At 30.2% G+C, this 21,593-nt stretch carries 24 protein-coding genes and 1 riboswitch; of the genes, 5 read left to right on the top strand and 19 right to left on the bottom strand.

The window, feature by feature from the left end; all coding sequences use genetic code 11:
* Positions 1-17: 17 nt before the first annotated feature.
* The 8 genes from ACTTAW_RS03115 to ACTTAW_RS03080 form a co-directional block, all read right to left on the bottom strand.
* A complete protein-coding gene (locus tag ACTTAW_RS03115) occupies positions 18-749 on the bottom strand; it encodes a DUF1365 domain-containing protein (RefSeq protein WP_440651097.1) in 732 nt (243 codons plus the stop codon).
* Positions 742-1,980, bottom strand: a complete 1,239-nt coding sequence (locus ACTTAW_RS03110; protein WP_440651096.1) for an NAD(P)/FAD-dependent oxidoreductase — start codon at positions 1,978-1,980, stop codon at positions 742-744. The genes ACTTAW_RS03115 and ACTTAW_RS03110 overlap by 8 nt, the downstream gene beginning before the upstream one ends.
* A gap of 6 nt (positions 1,981-1,986) precedes the next feature.
* The gene (gene gcvP / locus ACTTAW_RS03105) at positions 1,987-4,857 is read right to left on the bottom strand and encodes an aminomethyl-transferring glycine dehydrogenase (RefSeq protein WP_440651095.1); all 2,871 of its coding nucleotides are present in this window, start codon (positions 4,855-4,857) and stop codon (positions 1,987-1,989) included.
* Positions 4,857-5,237: a glycine cleavage system protein GcvH gene (gcvH, locus tag ACTTAW_RS03100; RefSeq protein WP_262589607.1), complete on the bottom strand. Its 381-nt coding sequence runs from the start codon at positions 5,235-5,237 to the stop codon at positions 4,857-4,859. The genes gcvP and gcvH overlap by 1 nt, the downstream gene beginning before the upstream one ends.
* Positions 5,237-6,337, bottom strand: coding sequence for a glycine cleavage system aminomethyltransferase GcvT (gene gcvT, locus ACTTAW_RS03095; RefSeq protein WP_440651094.1), 1,101 nt, complete (start codon positions 6,335-6,337; stop codon positions 5,237-5,239). The genes gcvH and gcvT overlap by 1 nt, the downstream gene beginning before the upstream one ends.
* Positions 6,338-6,415: 78 nt before the next feature.
* A riboswitch (glycine riboswitch) is annotated at positions 6,416-6,505 on the bottom strand.
* 31 nt (positions 6,506-6,536) lie between these two features.
* The gene (locus ACTTAW_RS03090) at positions 6,537-7,409 is read right to left on the bottom strand and encodes a DMT family transporter (RefSeq protein WP_440651093.1); all 873 of its coding nucleotides are present in this window, start codon (positions 7,407-7,409) and stop codon (positions 6,537-6,539) included.
* On the bottom strand, positions 7,409-8,350 hold the full coding sequence (locus ACTTAW_RS03085) for a biotin-dependent carboxyltransferase family protein (RefSeq protein ID WP_440651092.1): 942 nt from the start codon (positions 8,348-8,350) through the stop codon (positions 7,409-7,411). Before ACTTAW_RS03085 ends, ACTTAW_RS03090 begins: the two co-directional genes overlap by 1 nt.
* The gene (locus tag ACTTAW_RS03080) at positions 8,340-9,017 is read right to left on the bottom strand and encodes an allophanate hydrolase subunit 1 (protein ID WP_440651091.1); all 678 of its coding nucleotides are present in this window, start codon (positions 9,015-9,017) and stop codon (positions 8,340-8,342) included. Before ACTTAW_RS03080 ends, ACTTAW_RS03085 begins: the two co-directional genes overlap by 11 nt.
* Positions 9,018-9,045: 28 nt before the next feature.
* Here ACTTAW_RS03080 and ACTTAW_RS03075 point away from each other — a divergent pair, with 28 nt between their 5' ends.
* The 3 genes from ACTTAW_RS03075 to ACTTAW_RS03065 are packed head-to-tail and all read left to right on the top strand — an operon-like array spanning position 9,046 to position 11,094.
* Complete coding sequence (locus ACTTAW_RS03075) at positions 9,046-9,819, top strand: 5-oxoprolinase subunit PxpA (protein ID WP_440651090.1); 774 nt, start codon at positions 9,046-9,048, stop codon at positions 9,817-9,819.
* On the top strand, positions 9,819-10,304 hold the full coding sequence (locus ACTTAW_RS03070; RefSeq protein ID WP_440651089.1) for a tetratricopeptide repeat protein: 486 nt from the start codon (positions 9,819-9,821) through the stop codon (positions 10,302-10,304). The genes ACTTAW_RS03075 and ACTTAW_RS03070 overlap by 1 nt, the downstream gene beginning before the upstream one ends.
* Positions 10,305-10,308: 4 nt before the next feature.
* A complete protein-coding gene (locus ACTTAW_RS03065; protein ID WP_440651088.1) occupies positions 10,309-11,094 on the top strand; it encodes a putative hydro-lyase in 786 nt (261 codons plus the stop codon).
* On the opposite strand, the gene ACTTAW_RS03060 is transcribed toward ACTTAW_RS03065, so the two are convergent.
* Genes ACTTAW_RS03060 through ACTTAW_RS03045 form a run of 4 tightly spaced genes read right to left on the bottom strand, consistent with a single transcriptional unit; the run spans position 11,095 to position 14,390 of the window.
* Positions 11,095-11,802: an ABC transporter ATP-binding protein gene (locus ACTTAW_RS03060; protein WP_440651087.1), complete on the bottom strand. Its 708-nt coding sequence runs from the start codon at positions 11,800-11,802 to the stop codon at positions 11,095-11,097.
* Positions 11,792-12,514, bottom strand: a complete 723-nt coding sequence (locus tag ACTTAW_RS03055; protein WP_440651086.1) for an ABC transporter ATP-binding protein — start codon at positions 12,512-12,514, stop codon at positions 11,792-11,794. The genes ACTTAW_RS03060 and ACTTAW_RS03055 overlap by 11 nt, the downstream gene beginning before the upstream one ends.
* Entirely contained in the window at positions 12,511-13,524 is a 1,014-nt protein-coding gene (locus ACTTAW_RS03050; protein WP_440651085.1) for a branched-chain amino acid ABC transporter permease, read from the bottom strand. Before ACTTAW_RS03050 ends, ACTTAW_RS03055 begins: the two co-directional genes overlap by 4 nt.
* Positions 13,524-14,390, bottom strand: coding sequence for a branched-chain amino acid ABC transporter permease (locus tag ACTTAW_RS03045; protein ID WP_440618730.1), 867 nt, complete (start codon positions 14,388-14,390; stop codon positions 13,524-13,526). Before ACTTAW_RS03045 ends, ACTTAW_RS03050 begins: the two co-directional genes overlap by 1 nt.
* A gap of 147 nt (positions 14,391-14,537) precedes the next feature.
* On the opposite strand from ACTTAW_RS03045, the gene ACTTAW_RS03040 reads away from it, so the two are divergent.
* Positions 14,538-15,794: an ABC transporter substrate-binding protein gene (locus tag ACTTAW_RS03040; protein ID WP_440651084.1), complete on the top strand. Its 1,257-nt coding sequence runs from the start codon at positions 14,538-14,540 to the stop codon at positions 15,792-15,794.
* A 100-nt stretch (positions 15,795-15,894) separates the two neighbouring features.
* On the top strand, positions 15,895-16,506 hold the full coding sequence (locus ACTTAW_RS03035; protein ID WP_262589620.1) for a YjbE family putative metal transport protein: 612 nt from the start codon (positions 15,895-15,897) through the stop codon (positions 16,504-16,506).
* Here the strand turns inward: ACTTAW_RS03035 and panB are convergent.
* From panB to guaB, 7 genes are read right to left on the bottom strand one after another with little or no spacing between them, the layout of a single operon-like run.
* On the bottom strand, positions 16,503-17,276 hold the full coding sequence (gene panB, locus ACTTAW_RS03030; protein ID WP_440651083.1) for a 3-methyl-2-oxobutanoate hydroxymethyltransferase: 774 nt from the start codon (positions 17,274-17,276) through the stop codon (positions 16,503-16,505). The genes ACTTAW_RS03035 and panB overlap by 4 nt on opposite strands.
* Positions 17,269-17,670 carry a hypothetical protein gene (locus tag ACTTAW_RS03025; RefSeq protein ID WP_440651082.1) on the bottom strand — a complete coding sequence of 134 codons (402 nt, stop codon included), beginning with the start codon at positions 17,668-17,670 and terminating at the stop codon, positions 17,269-17,271. The genes panB and ACTTAW_RS03025 overlap by 8 nt, the downstream gene beginning before the upstream one ends.
* A 9-nt stretch (positions 17,671-17,679) precedes the next feature.
* Positions 17,680-18,099, bottom strand: coding sequence for a VOC family protein (locus ACTTAW_RS03020; protein WP_440635307.1), 420 nt, complete (start codon positions 18,097-18,099; stop codon positions 17,680-17,682).
* A gap of 27 nt (positions 18,100-18,126) precedes the next feature.
* Entirely contained in the window at positions 18,127-18,495 is a 369-nt protein-coding gene (locus ACTTAW_RS03015; protein ID WP_440651081.1) for a VanZ family protein, read from the bottom strand.
* Positions 18,496-20,058 carry a glutamine-hydrolyzing GMP synthase gene (gene guaA / locus ACTTAW_RS03010; protein ID WP_440651080.1) on the bottom strand — a complete coding sequence of 521 codons (1,563 nt, stop codon included), beginning with the start codon at positions 20,056-20,058 and terminating at the stop codon, positions 18,496-18,498.
* Entirely contained in the window at positions 20,048-20,485 is a 438-nt protein-coding gene (locus tag ACTTAW_RS03005; RefSeq protein WP_440651079.1) for a tetratricopeptide repeat protein, read from the bottom strand. The genes guaA and ACTTAW_RS03005 overlap by 11 nt, the downstream gene beginning before the upstream one ends.
* Positions 20,485-21,561: an IMP dehydrogenase gene (gene guaB / locus ACTTAW_RS03000; protein ID WP_440651078.1), complete on the bottom strand. Its 1,077-nt coding sequence runs from the start codon at positions 21,559-21,561 to the stop codon at positions 20,485-20,487. Before guaB ends, ACTTAW_RS03005 begins: the two co-directional genes overlap by 1 nt.
* Between the last annotated feature and the right edge of the window lie 32 nt (positions 21,562-21,593).

Below are 21,593 nucleotides of genomic sequence, written 5' to 3'. Positions count from 1 at the left end.
TAAATTGTTTCTTATTTTTATTTTTTTTTAATAATCTTAATTCCTTTCATCCATAATTTAAAGGCCTCAAAATGGATTGCTGATATTATTTTTATAGTCATCAGAGGGTGCTTTAAATATGATTTTAATAATTGAATACTATTTAAGTTTGTTCTTTTTCCATCTTGAGATGCAAATAAAATTTTTCCCTCTTGATCGTATTGATCAATGATTACAGAAAGTTTTTCATCAGGATTAAGAATTCTAAAGAAATATTTACAATCCATTTCTATAAAGGGTGAAACATGAAATTTTTTAGAACAATTATTCTGAATTAGTTTATTTTCACTATCTACTCTAAAAACATAAGTATGTTGCTCACCAAATGTATTTTTCACCTCATATAATATAGATATTAATTTATCATTTTGGTTATAAACAAAAAAGATACTTAAAGGATTGAACACATAACCAAAAACTCTTGGATAACAGAGAAGCTTAATTTTGATATCTGTAGTGTCTATTTTGTTTTGTTCTAAATTTTTTTTTACCCACTCTTCAAGAGAAGATCCGTCCCGTTCACCATGATCCTTTTCATGAAAACTAATTAAATTGAATTTATTCAAAGAAAAGAAGCTTATCTCTTGATCTATTTTTCTTAATTCAGATAAATCAATTAAAAGTGAGAAAACACTATACTTAAAATAATGCTCTTTAGGTTTAAAACGTTTATGGATTACTTTTCCGTTATATATACATGAGTTAGTCATTTAGGTATTTTAGCATTTCAATCGATGATTTTATTCCATCTTCATGAAAACCGTAACCAAAATAACTCCCACAAAAAAGTAAATCTTTTTTATTTTGTAAACTAGATAGCTCTGACTGAGCATCTAATGCTTGTTGATCATAGTAAGGATGAGTAAATTTAACTATTTTAAGTATTTTATTCTGATCTATTTCAAAATATGGATTAAGAGTTAAAAAAATGTCCTGATCGCATTTAAGGTTTTGTAAAAGATTTAACCAATAAGTAATAGAGTTTTTTTCTAAATCTTTATCATTGATCGATGAATTCCATGAAGACCATGCCTTTTTATTTTTTGGCATCGCTCTTTTGTCTGTATGAATATATGCAATATTTTCCTTATAACTAAAATTAGATAAAATTTTTGTCTCTTCATTGGTAGGATTATCAATCAACTTTAAAGCTTGATCAGCGTGAGCTGCTATAACAACTTTATCGTAATCAAAAAATTCACTTTCACCACCATAATATAAATCTAACCCTTTTGATTTTCTTATAATTTTTTTAATTTTATAATTTTTAAAGTATTCACCGCTAATCTTTGAAATTACTTTATTCACATAAGTTCTGCTTCTATTGGTTACAGTGTACCACTGAGGTCTATTTTTTAATTTGAAGAGCCCGTGATTTTGAAAAAATTTTAAAAAGAATGTTATTGGCATCTTGCTAGCTTCATAAGGTGGCATAGACCAGATTGCAGATACCATTGGGATGATATGGTAATCAATAAATGTTTTTGATAGTTTATTTTTTTCTAAATACTCACCTAAAGTAAGTTTTTGATCTGTAACATTTATTTGATCGCTATTTTTATAAAATTTAATGATATCAAAAAACATTTTTAAAAAATTAGGATTAAACAAATTAGATCTATTGGAAAAAATTCCATTTAAACCTTTTCCACAATATTCAAATTTTGTATTTTCTACTGATACTGAAAATGACATGTCACTTTTTTCAATCTGAACATCATTTTCTTTAAAGAAATTAATTAAATTTGGATAGGTTTGAAAATTAAATACAATAAAACCAATATCTACAGATACCTTCTTTTCACCAAAAATTAAATCTATTGTATGAGAATGACCACCAAAATGATCTTCTTTCTCAAAAAGATCTACATGATGTTTTTTTGATAAATAATAAGCAGCACTTAAGCCTGATATACCAGAACCGACTACGGCAATTTTCATTAATAGTTATGCCGCGTCTTCTTTAAACTCATCCATACTTGGACAAGTACAAAAGATATTCTTATCTCCATAAACATTGTCCACTCTTGCAACTGGTGGCCAAAATTTATTTGTTTTTAAGAACTTAGCAGGATAAGCAGCTTGCTCTCTTGAATATTTATGATCCCATTCATCTGATGCAAGCTCTATATCTGTATGAGGAGCGTTCTTAATAGGATTGTCTACTTTATCAAACTCACCAGAATTGATCTTATCTATTTCAGATTTGACATTAATTAAAGTATCACAAAATCTATCAAGCTCAGATAAACTCTCACTCTCTGTTGGCTCTATCATCATAGTTCCCGCAACTGGCCAAGACATTGTTGGTGCATGGAAACCATAATCGATCAATCTTTTAGCGATATCTTCCTCAGTGATACCTGTCTCACTCTTAATTGATCGAATATCTATAATACATTCATGAGCAACATTGCCATTTGAACCTTTGTACAAAATTGGGAAATGATCTTTAAGTCTATGGGCTATATAATTTGCGTTTAATATCGCAACTTGAGTAGCTAGCTTTAAACCTTCAGAACCCATCATTTTAATATACATCCAAGAAATTGATAAAATACTTGAGCTTCCCCAAGGGGCTGCTGAAACTGCACCTATTCCTGTAGCGGGTCCACAATCTTTAACAACTGGATGATTAGGCAAATAAACTTGCAAATGTCTTTTACATGCAATCGGTCCCATTCCTGGTCCGCCACCACCGTGTGGAATACAGAATGTTTTGTGTAAATTTATATGACAAACATCAGGACCAAAATTTCCAGGTCTTGCTATTCCAACAAGTGCATTTAGGTTTGCACCATCCATGTAAACTTGACCACCATGTTTATGTATCAGTTCACAAATATCTGTGATTTTTTCTTCAAACACACCGTGAGTAGAAGGGTATGTAACCATTAATGCTCCAAGATTTTCAGAATGCATTTCTGCTTTTTTCTTTAAATCTTCAAAATCAACATTTCCTTCTTTATCACAATCAACAACGACAACTTTCATCCCAACCATTTGGGCACTGGCAGGATTTGTTCCATGTGCTGAACTTGGAATTAAACATATATTTCTATTTTCTTCGCCTCTATCTAAATGGTATTTTCTAATTACCATTAAGCCAGCATATTCTCCTTGAGCACCTGCATTCGGTTGAAGTGAAACACCAGAAAAACCTGTAATTGATCTTAACCAATTTTTAAGATCAGTGAATAAAGCTCTATACCCTTCCATCTGCTCTACTGGTACAAACGGATGAGGCTCAGCTAACTCTCTCCATGAAATTGGTATCATTTCTGCAGTTGCATTTAATTTCATAGTACATGAGCCAAGTGCAATCATAGTTCTATTAAGAGCTATGTCTTTATCTTCTAATTTTTTTAAATATCTAAGCATCTCTGTTTCTGAATGATATGAATTGAAAACAGGATGTTCTAAATATTTGGAAGTTCTTAATAAATTTTTTGGTAAATTAGGTAAACTCACTGTTGGATCTTCTTTTTTAATCGATTCAGCTGCGTTAAAAATTTTCAACAATTGATTTACTCTATAAACATTTTTCTTTTCATCAAAAGAAACAGCCAACATTTCAGAATTTACTCTTCTAATGTTTACTTTTTGATCTAAAGCATTTTTATAGATTTGATCAGTTTTATCTTTTGTTACAATTGTAACTGTATCAAAGAAATGATCTGAATAAATTTCATATCCAGATTGTTTTAATTTATCTGCAAAATTTTTAGCTAATTGGGAAACTCTTTCTGCAATAGTTTTTATTCCATCTGGTCCGTGGTAAATAGCGTATGCAGCTGAAACAATTGCTAACAACGCTTGAGCAGTACAAATATTACTTGTCGCTTTATCTCTTCTAATATGTTGCTCTCTTGTTTGAAGTGATAATCTGTAAGCTTTATTTCCATGTCTATCAACAGACACACCAATAATTCTTCCTGGCATTGATCTTTTAAACTCATCTTTAGTTGCAAAGAAAGCTGCATGAGGTCCGCCATAACCCATTGGTATTCCAAACCTTTGTGAACTTCCAACTGCAATATCAGCACCTAATTCTCTTGGTGTTTTAAGTAGCGCTAAAGCTAATAAATCAGAAACTAATACGGCTTTTCCATTTTTTTTATGGATTTTACTAATGGCTTCACTTGGATCTTTAATGTCTCCTAAAGTTCCAGGGTATTGAAGAATTCCACAAACTAAATCCTCTTTAAGTTGATCCAATACTTTATCTTCATTACCAACAAGTACTTTTAATCCCATTGGTTCTGCTCTTGTTTGAATTACATCAATTGTTTGAGGATGACAATTTTCTGATACAAAAACTAAATTACTATCCTTTTTATTTAACCTGTGACTTAATCCCATAGCTTCTGCAGCTGCCGTTCCTTCATCAAGCAAAGATGCGTTTGCAATATCCATACCTGTGAAATCAACAATCATTTGTTGGAAGTTTAGAAGCATTTCCAATCTTCCTTGTGCTACTTCAGGCTGATAAGGAGTATAAGATGTATACCAACCTGGATTTTCTAGAATATTTCTTAAAATTACATATGGAGTGTAAGTTCCATAGTAACCCATACCAATAAAATTTGAATAAATTTGATTTTTTTTTGAAATTGCTTTCAATTTTCTTAATGCTTCATACTCGGAATTAGACTCTCCTATATTTAATCCATCTTTCAATTGTATCTTTTCTGGAACTGTACTTTTTATTAAATCGTCTAATGAATTATAATTAAGCTCCTTCAGCATTTTATTTTGATCTTCTTCTGAAGGCCCAATGTGTCTTTTTAAAAAGTCTTTTTGTGAGTTATGTAACATTAGCTAGCACTCTCCTTTGCAAATTTATCGTATTCTTCTTTGTTCATTAAGCTATCCATTTCTGAACTATCTTTTAATTTAAGTTTAAAAAACCAAGCTGATCCCTCAGGGTCTTCATTAATTTTTGCAGGATCATCTACTATAGCTTGGTTAGTATCTACTACTTCACCACTTACTGGAGTATAAACATCACTTGCAGCTTTAGTGGACTCAACTACTCCTGCTGTGCCATCTTTTTCAACGCTTGAACCTTTTTCAGGTAACTCAGCAAAAACAATATCTCCCAACATTTCTGTTGCATGTTTTGTAATTCCAATGGTGGCAACATCGCCCTCTACTGTAATCCACTCATGCTCTTTTGAAAATTTAACTTCACTCATTAGTTTACTCCTTTCACGTAACTTTTTTTAAAAAATGGTAACCCGCAAACACTTGCAGGATGTTTTTTTCCTCTTACTTCTAGTAAAATTTTTGTATCAACCTTGGAAAACTCTTTATCTATGTAGCCCATTGCTATTGGACCATTTACACTTGGGCCATAAGTTCCGCTTGTAACCTCACCAATAAGTTTTTCTGACTCATCAAATATTTTAGTTTTTTCTCTTGCAATCAATCTTCCTTCTGGCTTAATCCCAATTCTAATTTTAGAAGTACCTTCTTGTATTTCTTTCATAATTTTATCAGAACCAACAAATCCACCAATTGAAATTCTCTCTTTAGAAAGCGCCCACTTTAAGTTTGCTTCAATTGGTGTTTTTTCAGTATCAAGTTCATGTCCATATAAGCACAATCCAGCCTCTAATCTCAAGGTATCTCTTGCCCCAAGTCCTATAAGTTGTGCTCCTTTTTCCATCAAATTCTGAGTAAATCCTTCAGCTAAATCGTTATTAATAGATACTTCAAAACCATCCTCTCCAGTATAACCAGACCTTGTAACAAAAGCTTTTTGATCTTTATAATCAAACCAGTTCCCTGTCATAAAATTAAGTTTTTCAACACCCTCTATTGTATTGTTTAAAATCTCAACTGACTTTGGGCCTTGAATTGCAATTAATGATCGTTGATCATCAAGAACCATCTCATATTTGTTTTTCAGTAAATTTGATAAAATTTTAAAATCATTCTCTTTGCAAGCTGCATTTAAAATAATTAAATACCCTTTTTCAATTTTAGTGATTATCAAATCATCATGAATTCCAGCACTATCGTTCATTAAAAAACTATATTTAGAACAGTTTTGTTTCAAATTTTTTAAATCAAGTGGAAAAATTTTTTCAAGATCAGCAGTTAAGTCATCTCCACCATGAATAAATAATTGACCCATATGAGACACATCAAAAATACCTGCATTTGATCTTGTAAATTTATGTTCTTCAACAATACCTTTGCTGTATTGTATGGGCATTTCATATCCAGCAAATTCTACAAATTTAGCTTGGTTATTTTGATGAAGTTTGTTTAAAGATGTTTTTTTTCCCATACTAACTCTGTCGTACCCATCTGTATTTTTGCCTGAGAGTTTTACTCCTTCGGCGAGAACTCAATCTCTTTCCAGAGTTAATATAATACGGTCCTTTTACCTGAGAGTTTCCTGGGCGGTTGCTCCTTCGGTGTCACAAAGTTTGTGATCTCTCCCGTTAACAAATATTCTAATAAATACTGTTTAATGTCAAATGTTATTAGATCGCTTTTTTTTCTGATGTATATAAATTGTAAAATTGAAGTAAAACTGCAAAAATAACTATTGATCCTCCAATTATCACTATGAAAGGCGGTTGTTCATTTATAAACAGCCACGCCCATAAAGGACCTAGTACTGCTTCTGTTAGCATTATGATTCCAACCATTGCTGATGGTGTTCGTTGAGCACCAATAGTAATAAATATAAAACCTAATCCTAATTGTAAAAACCCAGCTAAAAATCCTAAAAAAATATCATTAGGAGATATCATTATTTTTTCTGACATTAGGAAACCTATTAACAACGCAAAAACACCTGCAACAAATTGAGCAGGAACCATATCAACGGTTGGATATTTTCTTACGACCAAAATTAATGTAGCAAATGATATTGGCATTATGAAAGCTGCAATATTTCCAGACATTTGACCTGGAGATAAAGAGCTTCCAACCATTAGAAGTATTCCTGAAATTGCAAGAATTATTGAAGTCAGAGTAATTGCTGAAATTTTTTCTTTTAAAAAAAAATAACCAAATATTGCTAGGAAGATTGTTTGTGTTTGAATAATAAAATTAGCATTAGCAACTGTTGTGTTATACATCGCAAATACATAACCACTAAAACCGAGTGATAAAATAAATCCACCAAAGAAACCAGGAAATCCTAAATTATAAAAGGATTTAAATACCTGTTTTTTATAAGTTAAAGCTAAGTACAAGCTAATAACAATTAGGAAAAATACTGTTCTCCAAAATAATATTTGCCAAAGAGTTGCTCCTTCAAATGACTTAACGATCAAACCTCCAAAACTGAGACTACACGCACCTAAGAAAATTAAAAAAGGTCCTGGAAGTTTTCTAACAATATTCATTATATTTGATTGAGTAAGTTGTGAGTATCCATCTCATACAATTTAAATAAAGTTTCTGCATCAGATAAATTTATCTCTTTAAATTTGATTTTTGAGCCAGGTGATATTTGTACTAACCGATCATAATCAACACTAGCTACCACACCAATTTTTGGGTATCCTCCAATAGTGCCATGGTCTGAAAGCATAATAATTGGATTTCCATCTGCTGGTACTTGGATGACTCCTTTTAACAAACCTTCTGATTTAATATTGGTATTTACAATATTTTCAATTTTTGGACCTTCTAATCTCATTCCCATTCTATCTGAAAGTTTTGATACAGAAAATTCTTTTTCAAAAAATATCTTTTTTCCTTCATCAGAAAAGTAATCAAAATTTGGTCCTTTTATTACTCTAATATTTTCAACTTTAGAATTTATATAGTTAGTCTTTTTTTTACTTTGATCTGAATTAATGTTTAAAATATTTATTTTTTGACCATTCTTTAATTTTTTTCCATTATTTGATCCAATATTTGCCTTGGTATTTATCGAACAACTATTCCATTGAAATTTTAAATCTAATTCTCCACCAACTGCTAAATAGCCATAAACTGATTTATTTGTTGAGATAAGATTTATTTCATCTCCACTTTCAATTTGATAAGTCTCATAACAATTACAATCAATTTCTATACCGCTTTTAATAATTTTAAAAACCACATCACCTGTAACTGCAATATTAATTTTATCTCCAGAATATTTTAAATGTGGTCCTTGATATGCAAATTCTATCACTGGTGAATTCAATTTATTACCTGCCAGCCTATTAGCTAAACTGTAATTTCTATTATCCATCGCTCCACTAAATGGAATTCCTATATGATATAAATTGTTTCTTCCTTGGTCTTGAAAAGTAGTATTAACTCCAGCTCTTATAATTTCGAAATTATTTGTCATTGTAGCTATTATATTTTTCAAGATTTATTTGTTTAAAAACTACTATGTCGCCAGGATTTATTAAATTTGGCTCCTCCTCTTTTGAATTATCAAAAACATCTACAGGTGTATTGCCAAGTATGTTCCATCCACCAGGGCTTTCAAACGTATAAATATTTGCAAATTGTTCAGTTAAAGCTACTGATCCTTTTGGAACTTTTACTCTTGGTGTTTCTAATCTTGGTACTCTCATATTTTCATCTAAATCACCTAAAAATGGCATACCAGCAATAAATCCTGTCATATAACAAAAATATTCCTTACTAAAAAAATTTTCTAAAATTTTATCTCTACTGATATTTAATTTTTCTTCTAATCTTTTTATATCAAGAGAAAATTCATCATCACAACAAACTGGAATTTCTATTTTAGTGTTATTGTTGTCTTGAGTTTCATTAACATTTAAATTTTCAATCAATTTTTTAACTTCTTTAAAGTTTGTTTTTCTAAGGTCGTAAGAAACTATCAATTTATTATAAGAAGGAGTAAGATTATTAATACTTTCAATATTTTCTTTTTTTAAAGCTTTAAAATATTTTATTACTTCAAAGTTAACTGATTTATTTACCTCTACACCAAAATCACAGTAAACAGCTGCGTCACCAAGATTTGATATATTTTTTATCATGGCATGTTATACTTCAACAATTAGAACTATGGAAATTAATATAAATTGTGATTTAGGTGAAAAATCAAAACACCATTCTAATAAATATGATCCAGATTTACTCGATATAGTAAATTCTGCTAACGTTGCATGTGGATTTCATGCAGGTGATGAAGAATCTATGAACCAAGTAGTTCAAATATCAAAAAAAAATGGTGTTAGTATTGGTGCTCATCCATCATTCAATGACCCAGAAAACTTTGGAAGACAAAGAATGAACCTTGCACCTGAAGAAGTTAGAAAATTAATTATTGACCAATATGAAATTTTACAAAAGATTGCTCAAGATCATGGAGAAAATGTTACTCATATAAAACCACATGGAGCATTAAACAATATGGCTTGTGAGGATATTGATCTAGCAACTACATTAGCAAAAGCGATCAATGAAATAAGTAAAGATTTGATCTATTTGGTTCCTACTGGCACTAAAATGGAACAAGCAGCCAAAAAATTAGATATGAAAATTGCCTGTGAAATTTTTGCAGACAGAACTTATGAAGATGATGGAAATTTAGTTTCTAGAAAAAAACCACATGCATTAATTACTAATCCTGAAGAAGCTAAAAAACATGTATTAAGCATGGTAAAAAATCAGGCACTGAATTGTCACAGTGGAAAGCAAATACCTTGTGAAATCGACTCTGTATGCATACATGGGGATAATGAAAGTTCACTTGTTACTGCAAGATCAATTAGAGAAAATTTAATTGAAAATGGACTAAACTTGAAACCTTTAAGCCAAATGGAGAAATTTTTATAATGATTAGAAAAACATTTATCACACTAATGTTAATTTTATTTACAACAAGCTCATTCGCAGCTGGTTCAGACCCTAAACCAAAAAAAGTAAAATCAGATTATGAGAAAGCAGTGGATGCAGTTAAGTGGGCTAAGAAGTATGAAAAAAAGGGTAAACTAGAAAAAGCTAAAAAGAGATATCAAAAAGCTCAAAAACTTCTTCTTAAATCAAATAAAAAAAAACCACTTCAAGCAGACACACTTAATTATCTAGGTTTCACAACTAGAAAACTAGGCGATTATGAAAATGGCGAAAAATATTATCTCTTAGGTTTAGAAATTGATCCAAATCATAAAGGTATTAACGAGTATCTTGGAGAACTTTATGTTGCTACAAATAGAATGAATTTAGCTAAAGAAAGACTTAAAGTGTTAGAAACTTGTAACTGTGAAGAATATAACGAGTTAAAAGAAATAATCGAAGGAACAAAGAAATCTAAATACTAATTTAATGCTAGATATTCAAGATCCATTAGAGGCAAGAAGAGTTATAAGAGAAAATAATTATAAAGAACAAACTGCTGGTGCTGCTAACAAGTATGTTCAAGGAAATCTTTGCATATTGCCAAGCAAATACGCAATGGACTTTGCTTCTTTCTGTCAAAAAAATCCTAAACCTTGTCCATTAATTGGATTTGGTACAAAAGGAGATCCTTCATTAAAAGATCTTGGTGATATTGATATTAGAACTGACGTTCCTCAATATAGAGTATGGGAAAAAGGAAAATTAATTGATGAACCATATGATATTAAAAAATATTGGAATGAAGATCTAACAACTTTTGTTCTAGGATGTTCAATGTCTTTTGAGCTACCTTTAATTGAAGCCGGTATTCCAATTCAACATATAGAAAACAATACTATTGTTCCAATGTATAAAACTTCAATAGATTGTGAACCTGCGGGACAGTTTTCAGGAAATCTAGTTGTGTCTATGAGACCATTAAGTTCAAAAGATACAATTAGATCAATTCAAATTAGTTCAAGATTTCCTGCCGTACATGGTGCACCTATGCATGTTGGTAATCCTGACGAAATCGGAATTAAAGATATAATGAAACCTGAATATGGTGATCCACCTAGAGCAATAAAGAACAATGAAATACCTGTATTTTGGGCATGTGGAGTTACACCTCAATCAGTTTTAGAGAATTCAAAACCTGATTTTTGTATTACTCACAGTCCAGGTAAAATGCTTATTACCGACAAACTAAATAACGATCTCGCTGCTTTTTAATTAATTTCCTAAAAAAACTTTAGTAACTTTTTCATTATCAATTAAATCTTCTGATTTGCCATCGATAACTAATCTTCCACTTTCTAAAACATACCCTCTATCTGCCATACTTAACGCAAGTCTTACGTTTTGTTCTACGAACAGAATTGATATTCCCTCTGCAACAATATTTTTAAATATCTTAATTAAGTCTTTCATAACCATTGGCGACAAACCTAAAAAAGGTTCATCAACCATTAAAAGTTTAGGCAAACCCATCATTCCCCTTGCTATAGCTAACATTTGTTGTTCGCCACCAGACATTGTTTTTGCTAACTGATCTGATCTAGTTTCTAGCTTTGGAAATATCTTATAAACTTTGTTTAATGAATTTGTTAACTCTTCTTTAGCCTTAGGATGCCAAGCACCCAATAAAAGATTTTGTTTTACAGTAAGATGAGGAAATACCCTTCTTCTTTCAAGTACATGCGAGATTCCTAATTCGGTTCTTTTATAAGTTGGAATATTTGAAATTAAGGTATTGTCAAAAGTAATAGACCCCTTTTTATGCTCAACTAAATTACTTATAGTATTTAAAATAGTACTTTTACCAGAACCGTTTGGTCCTAAAAGTGCAACCATTTCAGCTTTATTTACATTAATAGAAACATCCCAGATAACTTGGAAATCATCATATAAAACGTCAATATTTTTTACATCAAGCAGCATCAAATGTTCCTAAGTAAGCATCAATTACTTGTTTATTATTTTGAATTTCTTTTGGTTTACCAAATGCAATTCGTTTTCCTTGATCTAATGCAAGAACATTGTCAGAAATTTCCATAATTATATTTATATTATGTTCGATTGTAATAATTGTTACACCAGTCTTTTTTAATTTTTTAACAAGTTCAACAAGTCCAGGAATAGTTTTTTGGTCCACACCTCCTGTTACTTCATCCATCAAAAGTAATTTAGGATCAATAGCCATAGCTCTAGCCATTTCTAATCTTTTCCTTTGTCCAGTTGATAACTCTTTTGCAAAGTGATGTCTTTTTTCAATCAGATCTACAAAGTCAATAATCTCTAACGCTCTATCTCTTGCTCTTTTTATATCTTTTTCTTTTACAAATGCTCCTATCATAACATTTTCAAGCAATGTTTGATCTGCAAATGGTTTTAGTTTTTGAAAAGTTCTACCTACACCTAAGTTGCTTATTTTATCAGGACTAATTCCAAAAATATTTTTATCAAAAAATTTGACTTTTCCAGTATCTGGTTTTGTAAAACCAGTAATCAAATCAAATAAAGTAGATTTGCCAGCACCATTAGGTCCTATCACTCCTAAAATAGATCCTTCCTCAACATCAAAAGAAATATCTCTATTTGCATGGATTCCACCAAAAGATTTACTTAGATTTTCAACTGTTAATATTTTCATCGTTGTTTTTTTCTTTCTAAAATATCTTTAGGAATAAATGAGATCAGACCATTTGGTCTAAAAATACAAATAATCATTAAAATTAAACCATAAAAAATTAAATCAACAGCACCACCGGTGCCTCCTAAATAAATTCTTGAATATTCTGAAATTGGCACAAGTATTGCAGCTCCTATAATTGGACCCCAAACATTTCCAATTCCACCTAGCACTGTGATTAATAAAACTATAATTGATATCTCAATATTAAAAACTCTATCTGGATCAATAATTAAAATATATTGAGCAAACAAACTACCCATCGGAGCCATAATCATTGCTGAAATCACATAAGCTATAATTTTATAGTTTGATACATTTATACATAAACTTAACGCTGCTTGTGGATCGTCTCTAACTGCTCTTAATCTGTAACCAAGTTTTGATCTACTCAACAACCAGACTAAAAAGAATGTGATTAAAAAGAATATTAAAAAAACGTAATAATAGGGAGCTTTACTGCTATGAAACTGCAATGCAGACCATGAGTCTTCTGGTGTCATTGTCACCCACAATCCTGATGCGGCTCCTACTAAATCCCATCTTTGAAAAACTACTTGGAAACTTATCCCAATTAATAAAGTGGCAATTGCAAAGTAGTGACCACTTAATCTAAGCATAGGTATACCAATTAAGACAGCAAAAATTGCTGAAACGAACATGCCAAAAAATATACTGATCCATGGTGTTATTCCGTACTCCATATAAAAAAATGAAGTTGCATAAGCACCTATTCCAAAAAATGCTCCATGACCTAAACTGATTTGACCAGAAAATCCTGCAATTACATTCCAAGACTGAGCCATAACTGCATGCATAAAAATCATAATAAATAAATGCAGATAAAATGAATTCATCCCAAAAAGTGGGAGAGCAAACAAAAGTATAATTAAGCCAGCAATAATTGATATTACTCTATTGTTTGTATTCCAAATCGGTTCTGATTTCGCAATTGCTAACTTACTATCCATTAATACCTACCAAACAGACCTTGAGGCTTATAAATTACAACTAAAAGATAAATTGCAAATACATATAAAAGTTTAAATGATGGATCGATCAGCAATCCACCTAAAGATTCTACTAATCCGATAATTATACCAGCATATAAACACCCAATAATACTTCCAAAACCTCCCAGAGCTACAGCAACAAAAGCAAATAGTGCAAAATTAATACCAACATCAGTAAAAATAAAAAAATAATTTGCCATCATTCCACCCGCTACTCCTACACAACCAAGGCCAATCGCCCAACCAATTGCAAACATTTTATTTGATGGGATTCCTAAAATTTCAGCAGCGTGTCTATCTTGTGCTGTTGCTTGAAGAGCTAATCCAGTTTCTGTTTTTGTTACAAACCAATACAAACCAAAAAATGCAAACAAACAAACAAGACTTGCATATAATTGAGGTTGACCAATAAACACAGATCCAATTTCAATACGTCCCTCTAGTAAAGGCTTATCAACGTTTCTAAAGTCTGGTGTCCATAATAATTGAGCGATCGATCTAATAAAAATAGACAATCCAAATGTTGCACAAATTTGGATAAGCATTTTTGCTTTTAAAATGTATCGAATTAAAAAATAATGAGTAACAATTCCACAAAATGCCAACAAAAGTATAGTAATTGGAATTGAAAACAGTGGATCTAAACCAAATAAAGACCAAAGCCAAAATGATGAAAACATAGACAACATCAAATGCTCTCCATGAGCAAAGTTTACAATTTCCATTAATCCAAAAATTAAACTTAAGCCTGCTGCGATTAATGCATAGATTAATCCCATCATTAAGCCTGTGACTATAGCTTGAATTATAATTTCAGAAGTCATTTGGTTTATTATTAAAGTATATATAAAGAATGTATATATTAAACAAATACTTCTTAAGCATAGATAAAATAAAAAAACTAAATCATTGAATTGATTAATTGAATAGTATTAAGTTAGATATTTAAAAATTAAACAAGAGGGAAAAAAATGAGAAAATTAATTCTTACAGTATTTACTTTTTTTTCATTAGTATCTGCGCCAGCAATTAGTTACGCAGAAGATGTAAAAATTGGAGTACTTTATCCACTTACAGGACCTGTTGCGCAGGTAGGTAAAGATGCTGTTGCAGCAGTTAAAACAGCTTTGGATATTATCAATAACAGTCACAACATTCCAGGTATGCCACTTGCAAAAGATGCCGGATTAAAAGGATTGGGCGGCGGTAAAATATCTATCGTTGTTGGAGACCATGGTGGAAAACCAGATATCGGTGTTGGTGAGACTGAGAAAATGCTAAATTCTGATAAAGTTCATGCAATGTTTGGAGCTTACTACTCATCAGTAACTGGTGCTGCTAGTCAAGTATCTGAGAGAGCAGGAATACCTTGGGTAAACGGTGAGTCTACTTCTCCAAAATTAACAACAAGAGGATTTAAATACTTCTTCAGAGTTACTCCACACGATGGTGAGTTTACTCAGCTTATGTTTGAATTCATGAACGACTTTAACAAAAAGAATAGTAATAAGTTAAAGACACTAGGTATTATTCATGAAGATACATTGTGGGGTGCTGACAGTGGTGGAACTCAAGACAAAATGGCTAAAGAACAAGGTTATGATGTTATAGAGAAAATTAGCTACAAAGCTAAAACAACAACTTTAAGTTCTGAAGTACAAAGATTGAAAGCAAAAAACCCAGATGTTTTATTGCCTTCATCTTATACAGCTGATGCGTATTTGTTTTTAAATACTGCAAAAGAACTTGATTATAATCCTAAACTTTTAGTTGCTCAAAACGCTGGTTATACAGATCCTAAATTCATTGACACAATGGGAAGCAAAGCAGAAGGTGTAATTACAAGATCACCTTTTAACACTGACTTAGCAAAAACTATTCCTATGATTGGAACTGTAAACGACTTGTTTAAAACACACTCTGGTGGAAGAGATTTATCAGATGTACCTGCAAGAGCATTTACAGGTTTTATGGCTTTAGCTAATGCAATTAATAATGCTGGATCAACAGATCCTGAGAAAATCAGACAAGCTCTAGTAAATCTAGATATGTCATCTGAGTCTTTAATTGTTCCTTACAGAGGAATTAAATTTGGTGCAGATGGTCAAAATGAAAAGACTAGAGGTATTTTAATGCAAGTTCAAAATGGAAAATACTGTACAGTATATCCATTTGAATTAGCAGCTTGTGAGTTAAAATATCCTATGCCTACTTGGTCTGAAAGATAATTTAATAAAAATACAATTATTAAGGCGGTCAAATTTTTTGACCGCCTTTTTTTATTCTTTTGATTGCAATCTTCTTAAATTGAAATAATAATTAGACATCTTGATTGAAGAGCTCATAATTCTAACCCAAATTATTTTTATAACTATTATCTTAACTGCAGATAATGCTGTGATAGTTGGTTCAATTGCATCAAATTTTGTACCTAAAAATAGAAAACAAATTATCTTATGGGGTGTAATTGGAGCATTTGTTTTCAAAATCTTTTTTGCAATCTTTGCTACTTTTTTATTTGAATTCTATTTTATAAAAATTTTAGGTGGATTGTTGTTGGTATGGATAGTTAATGATTTAAGAAAAGATCTTGTTGATATTAAGAATATAAAACCTTCAGTTAAAAAAACAAAACAACCATCATACATAAATAGTATAGGTAAAGTGTTATTTGCTGATCTGATGATTAGTTTTGACAATGTCATAGGAGTTGTTGCTGCAGCTCAAGGTTATTTTGGCTATATGATTTTTGGTCTAGTTTTATCAGTTGTTCTTACAGGTGCATTAGCTACTTATATGGCTAATTATATTCAAAAACATATTTGGATAGCATACATTGGTTTAATATTTATTTTAGTTGTTGGTCTACAATTAATTATTGGTGGTTTGGTAGATCTTGAGATACTCAATATTAACGAGGAATTTAAAAAATACTTTTAATTAAAAGAATATTTTTTTGAGGGGAATTTTCTTGTTTTAACCTCACTCGCGTATTTAGAAACTGCTTTTGATATTTCTGACTTTATATTTGTATATTTCTTAACAAATCTAAATTTAATTGGATTTAAACCTATCAAATCATCAAAAACTAGAATTTGACCATCACAATTATTAGATGCGCCTATCCCAATCGTTGGAACACTAACACTTTTAGTTACTTGTTTTGCTAATGATGTTTGAACACACTCTAAAACCATGCAAAATGAACCAGCTGTTTCAAGTAACTTTGCGTCTCTCATAATGTTTTCTTTTTCACTTTGTTTCTTACCTTTAAATTTAAATGTTTTATCTGATTGAGGTAAAACTCCTATGTGACCCATTACAGGTATATTATTTTTAACTAAGGTTTTAATAGTATTTATAATTTTCTTTCCTCCTTCTAATTTGACCCCATCACATTTGGTTTTTTTCATAATTATTTTTGCATTTTTCAATGCCTCTTTAGGATTACGATAAGTATTATGAGGCATATCAACAATCATTAAACTTTTTTTAATACCCATACGAACACTCTTAGAGTGTTCAATCATAGTATTTAAAGTTACTTCTCTAGTAGACTTATAATTATATAAAACTGATCCAAGTGAATCCCCTACTAAAATTAGATCACAATAATTATCTAAAACTGAAGCAATATTTTTTGAATAAGCAGTTAGACTAACTATTTTTGACTTATTTTTTTTTCTTATAAAATTTTTAATTTTATTCATTTCTTAATTCTTGATTTATATAAGTATTTAAGAGCTTTTTAGATATAGATAGTTTTTTTGCAACTACAGTTTTTTCATCAATAATTCTCCAAAAAGGGAGTTTTGGTGTTTTTAATTTTTTTTTACTTTGTTCCTCTAATGATGCTTCTATAGCAATTCTCAAAAATATTCCTGTAGAAACAGGACATGTTTTATTTGCTTTAGCTTTTTTTGCCAATGCATTTCTCATTTCAACAACTGTCTTTTTTTTTCCTTTTGGAATTTTTTTTATGAATTTAGCTATCGATGATGGTGACGACACTAGCATTGTTTCACCTTTTTTAATGTCTGCAAAGTTAAAAGTTAATTTTTTAATTTTTTCTTTATATGGTTTGTTAAACTTCTCAATCCACATTAAAAAATGTTACCAAGTACCTGTATTCTCCATAGAGGACCAAGGTTCTTTTGGTTCTAAATTACCTTCTTGTAATATTTCTATTGAAATTTTATCAGGTGATCTAACAAATGCCATATGACCATCTCGTGGTGGTCTATTTATAGTGTAACCCATGTCCATTAATCTTTGACATGTTTCATAAATATTATCTACTCTATATGCAAGATGACCAAAATTTCTAGAACCTTCACCTAGCTCATCTCCATCCCAATTATATGTTAGCTCAATTTCTGCTTTTTCATCATTAGGAGCAGCAAGAAAAATTAGAGTGAACCTTCCCTTTTCATTCTCCATTCTTCTTGTTTCTTTTAATCCAAGACCTTCACAAAAAAATCTTAAAGACTCATCCACGTCTTTTATACGGATCATTGTGTGTAAATATTTCATTAATTAAGTTTATAGATGAAAACTATTTTAATTCAAAAGTTTATTTTTATTAAATATTTTGTTGATAACAATGCCCAAAGCCAAACCTATAATAATACCTAAGTTATTAAAAATAAAATCTTCAAGATCTCCAAATCTATTTACATATGGTTGAATTATTTCAATCAAGCCACTGTAAGAAGAAAAAAATATTACTATTAATAAAAAATTGGAGGGTCTCCGGAGTCCAACGCCAAATCCTAGTGCTGAATAAGCGATTAAATGATGAATTTTATCACTACCTGGAATACCGAATTGATTTTTTAAAGGATATAAAGAAATAAATGTAATTATTATAAAAATAAAAAATGTATAAATTTTCCAATTTTTATAAATAAAATTATAAATTTTAAACATTTACTCTAACTCAATAGTGCTAGGTGGTTTTGAGGTAACATCATAAACAACTCTGTTGATACCTCTTATACTATTAACAATTTTGTTGGAAATAGTTTGCATAAATGATTTTTTAAATTCATAAAAATCTGCAGTCATTCCATCTTCAGAGGTAATTGCTCTAAGTAAACATAAATATTCATATGTTCGATTATCACCCATAACTCCAACTGTTTTTACTGGAAGTAATGCTGCATATGCTTGCCAAATTTTATGGTAAAGCCCATGTTCTCTTAAGGCCTGAATAAAATAATGATCTGCTTCTTTTAAAATTTTAATTTTTTTATTAGTAATAATACCTGGCATTCTAATTGCCAAACCAGGACCAGGAAATGGGTGTCTTGAAATTATTTCATGACTTAAATTTAACTCAAAACCTAATTTTCTAACTTCATCTTTAAATAAAAATTTTAAAGGCTCTACTAATTTTAAATTCATTTTTTTAGGTAAACCACCAACATTGTGATGTGATTTTATTTTAGAAGTTTGACTCCCAGTAACAGACTTACTTTCAATTAAATCTGGATACAAAGTTCCTTGTGCTAAAAATTTTACATTTTTTATCTTTTTTGCGTACCTTTCAAATATTTTAATGAATAGATTTCCTATAATTTTTCTTTTTTTCTCTGGATCAGATACATTTTTTAATTTACTTAAAAATTCTTTTTCAGCATCGACATATATTAAATTCATTTTTAATCTTTTTTTAAAAGTTTTAACAACCTGAACTTCTTCATTTTTTCTAAGCAATCCAGTGTTTACAAAAATACAGTATAGTTTTTTACCTATTGCTTTGTTCAACAGCTGAGCAACGACACTACTATCTACACCACCTGATAAAGCACAAATTACTTTGTTGTCTCCAACTTGAGCTCTCACATCTTTAATTAATTGTACTTTTTGATCTTTTGAGGACCAATTTTTCTTAATTTTACAAATAAGAAAAATAAAATTACTAATCAGTTTTTTTCCATTTTCTGTATGAGTTACTTCTGGATGAAACTGGACACCATAATAATTTTTGGTTTTATTTTCTACAATTGCAAATTTAGAATTTGAGCTTGAAGCAATTACTTTAAAATTTTTAGGTAATTTAGATACTTGATCAGCATGACTCATCCAGACGACTTTAGATTTTTTTGTACCAAAAAAATTATTAGTTAAGAGACTATTATTTTTTTTAATTACATTTGCCAAACCAAATTCACGATGGTTTGATTGCTTAACTTTTCCGCCATTAAGTTTAGACAATATTTGATGACCAAAACAAATACCAAGAACAGGAATATTTAATTCCAAAATTTTTTTGTCAAATGAATATTTATTAATTTGATAAACATTTAGAGGACCTCCTGATAAAATTATACCTTTTACACTTTGATTAATTTGATTAAGTCTAATTTTTTTATGACTGACAATATCAGAGAAAACTCCAAGCTCTCTAATTCTCCTTGCTATTAATTGTGTAAATTGTGAACCAAAATCTACAATTAAGATTTTGTTAAGGCTATTATCAAGACTCATTACTTGGTTCTAGATTTTTTAAAGACTCTAAAATTTCATTATTTTCATCACATAATGACTTACATACTTGAACAAATGTTTCAGATAATTCTTTAACTTTATCGTAATTGGATTTTTCAAGTGCAATTTTCATTAGCATTAAAATAGCTTCTTCATTTTGAGGATCAATTAATAAAGTGGTTTCTAAATTATATTCCTCTTTTCTTTGATCTTCTTCGTGATTATAAATTTTTGCTATGTACAAATATGAATTTGCATCCTTTGGATTAAACACGATATTTCTCTCAAATAAAAATCTTGCTTCTTCATATTTTTCTTTTGCATATAATTTAATTGCTTCATTAAAAAAATTTTCTTTCGAAAATGAATTTGATTGAAATGATGCAATTAAAAATATAAGTGAAATTAATTTAAAAATTCTATTCATTAATATTTACTATCATTTTTGATTACGTCTACATTATGAACCATACTTTCATAAAATCCAGCTTTAGTAATTTTAACAAATTGTGGTTTATTTCTCAATTTCACAATCTCTTTTGAACCAAGATAACCCATAGATGATTTAAGGCCACCAATTAATTTAAATATAATACTACCAACATCACCTTTGTATTTTACAAAACCCTCTACTCCCTCTGGAACATACTTGGATGTATCTTTTTGCTTAGTTTGAAAATACCTATCTGCTGAACCTTTATTCATAGCTCCTACAGAACCCATCCCTCTAAAGCTTTTAAATAATTTTCCATTTTTCTTTATTAATTTACCAGGTGTTTCATCTGTACCTGCAAATAAAGAGCCTATCATGACTGCATCCGCACCTGCTGCAAAAGCTTTTGCCAAATCACCAGAATATTTTATTCCACCATCAGAAATTATTTTTACATTTTTATTTTTAAGTCCATTTCTTACAGATAAAATTGCACTTAACTGTGGAACACCTATCCCTGCTACTAATCTTGTTGTGCAAATTGATCCTGGTCCAATCCCAACTTTAATAATATCTACTCCTAATTTAATTAAAAATTTTGCTGCTTCCGGTGTTGCAATATTTCCAGCACATAAAGCGATATTCTTATCTTTAATTTTTTTTATAAATTTAACTATTTCTCCCACTTTTTTGGTATGGCCGTGGGCAGTATCCACTACTATTAAATCAACACGTTCTTTAAGGATTGCTTTTGCTCTATCAAATTCAGCAATTGATGCTCCAACAGCTGCACCAACTAATAATTTTTGTTTTTTAACTTTTTTAATTTCCAAGATTTGTTTTTGTATATCTAAATTTCTGTGAATAACTCCAATTCCTCCAGCTTTACCAATTGCTATTGCCATATTGCTTTCTGTAACAGTGTCCATTGCAGAAGACAAAAGTGGGATTTTAAGTTTTAAATTTTTCGTTAAATTGATTGATGTATTTACTTCAGATGGCAATATCTCCGAGTACTTCGGGGCTAACGTAACATCGTCAAAGGTGAGTGCTTCTTTTATAGGAACCATGATCTTTTATATACGATTCCTTTTAATTTTAA

The sequence above is a fragment of the Candidatus Pelagibacter sp. HIMB1495 genome, assembly GCF_052047955.1.
Taxonomy (GTDB): Bacteria; Pseudomonadota; Alphaproteobacteria; order Pelagibacterales; family Pelagibacteraceae; genus Pelagibacter.
This window is presented reverse-complemented; position numbering and strand designations above follow the sequence as displayed.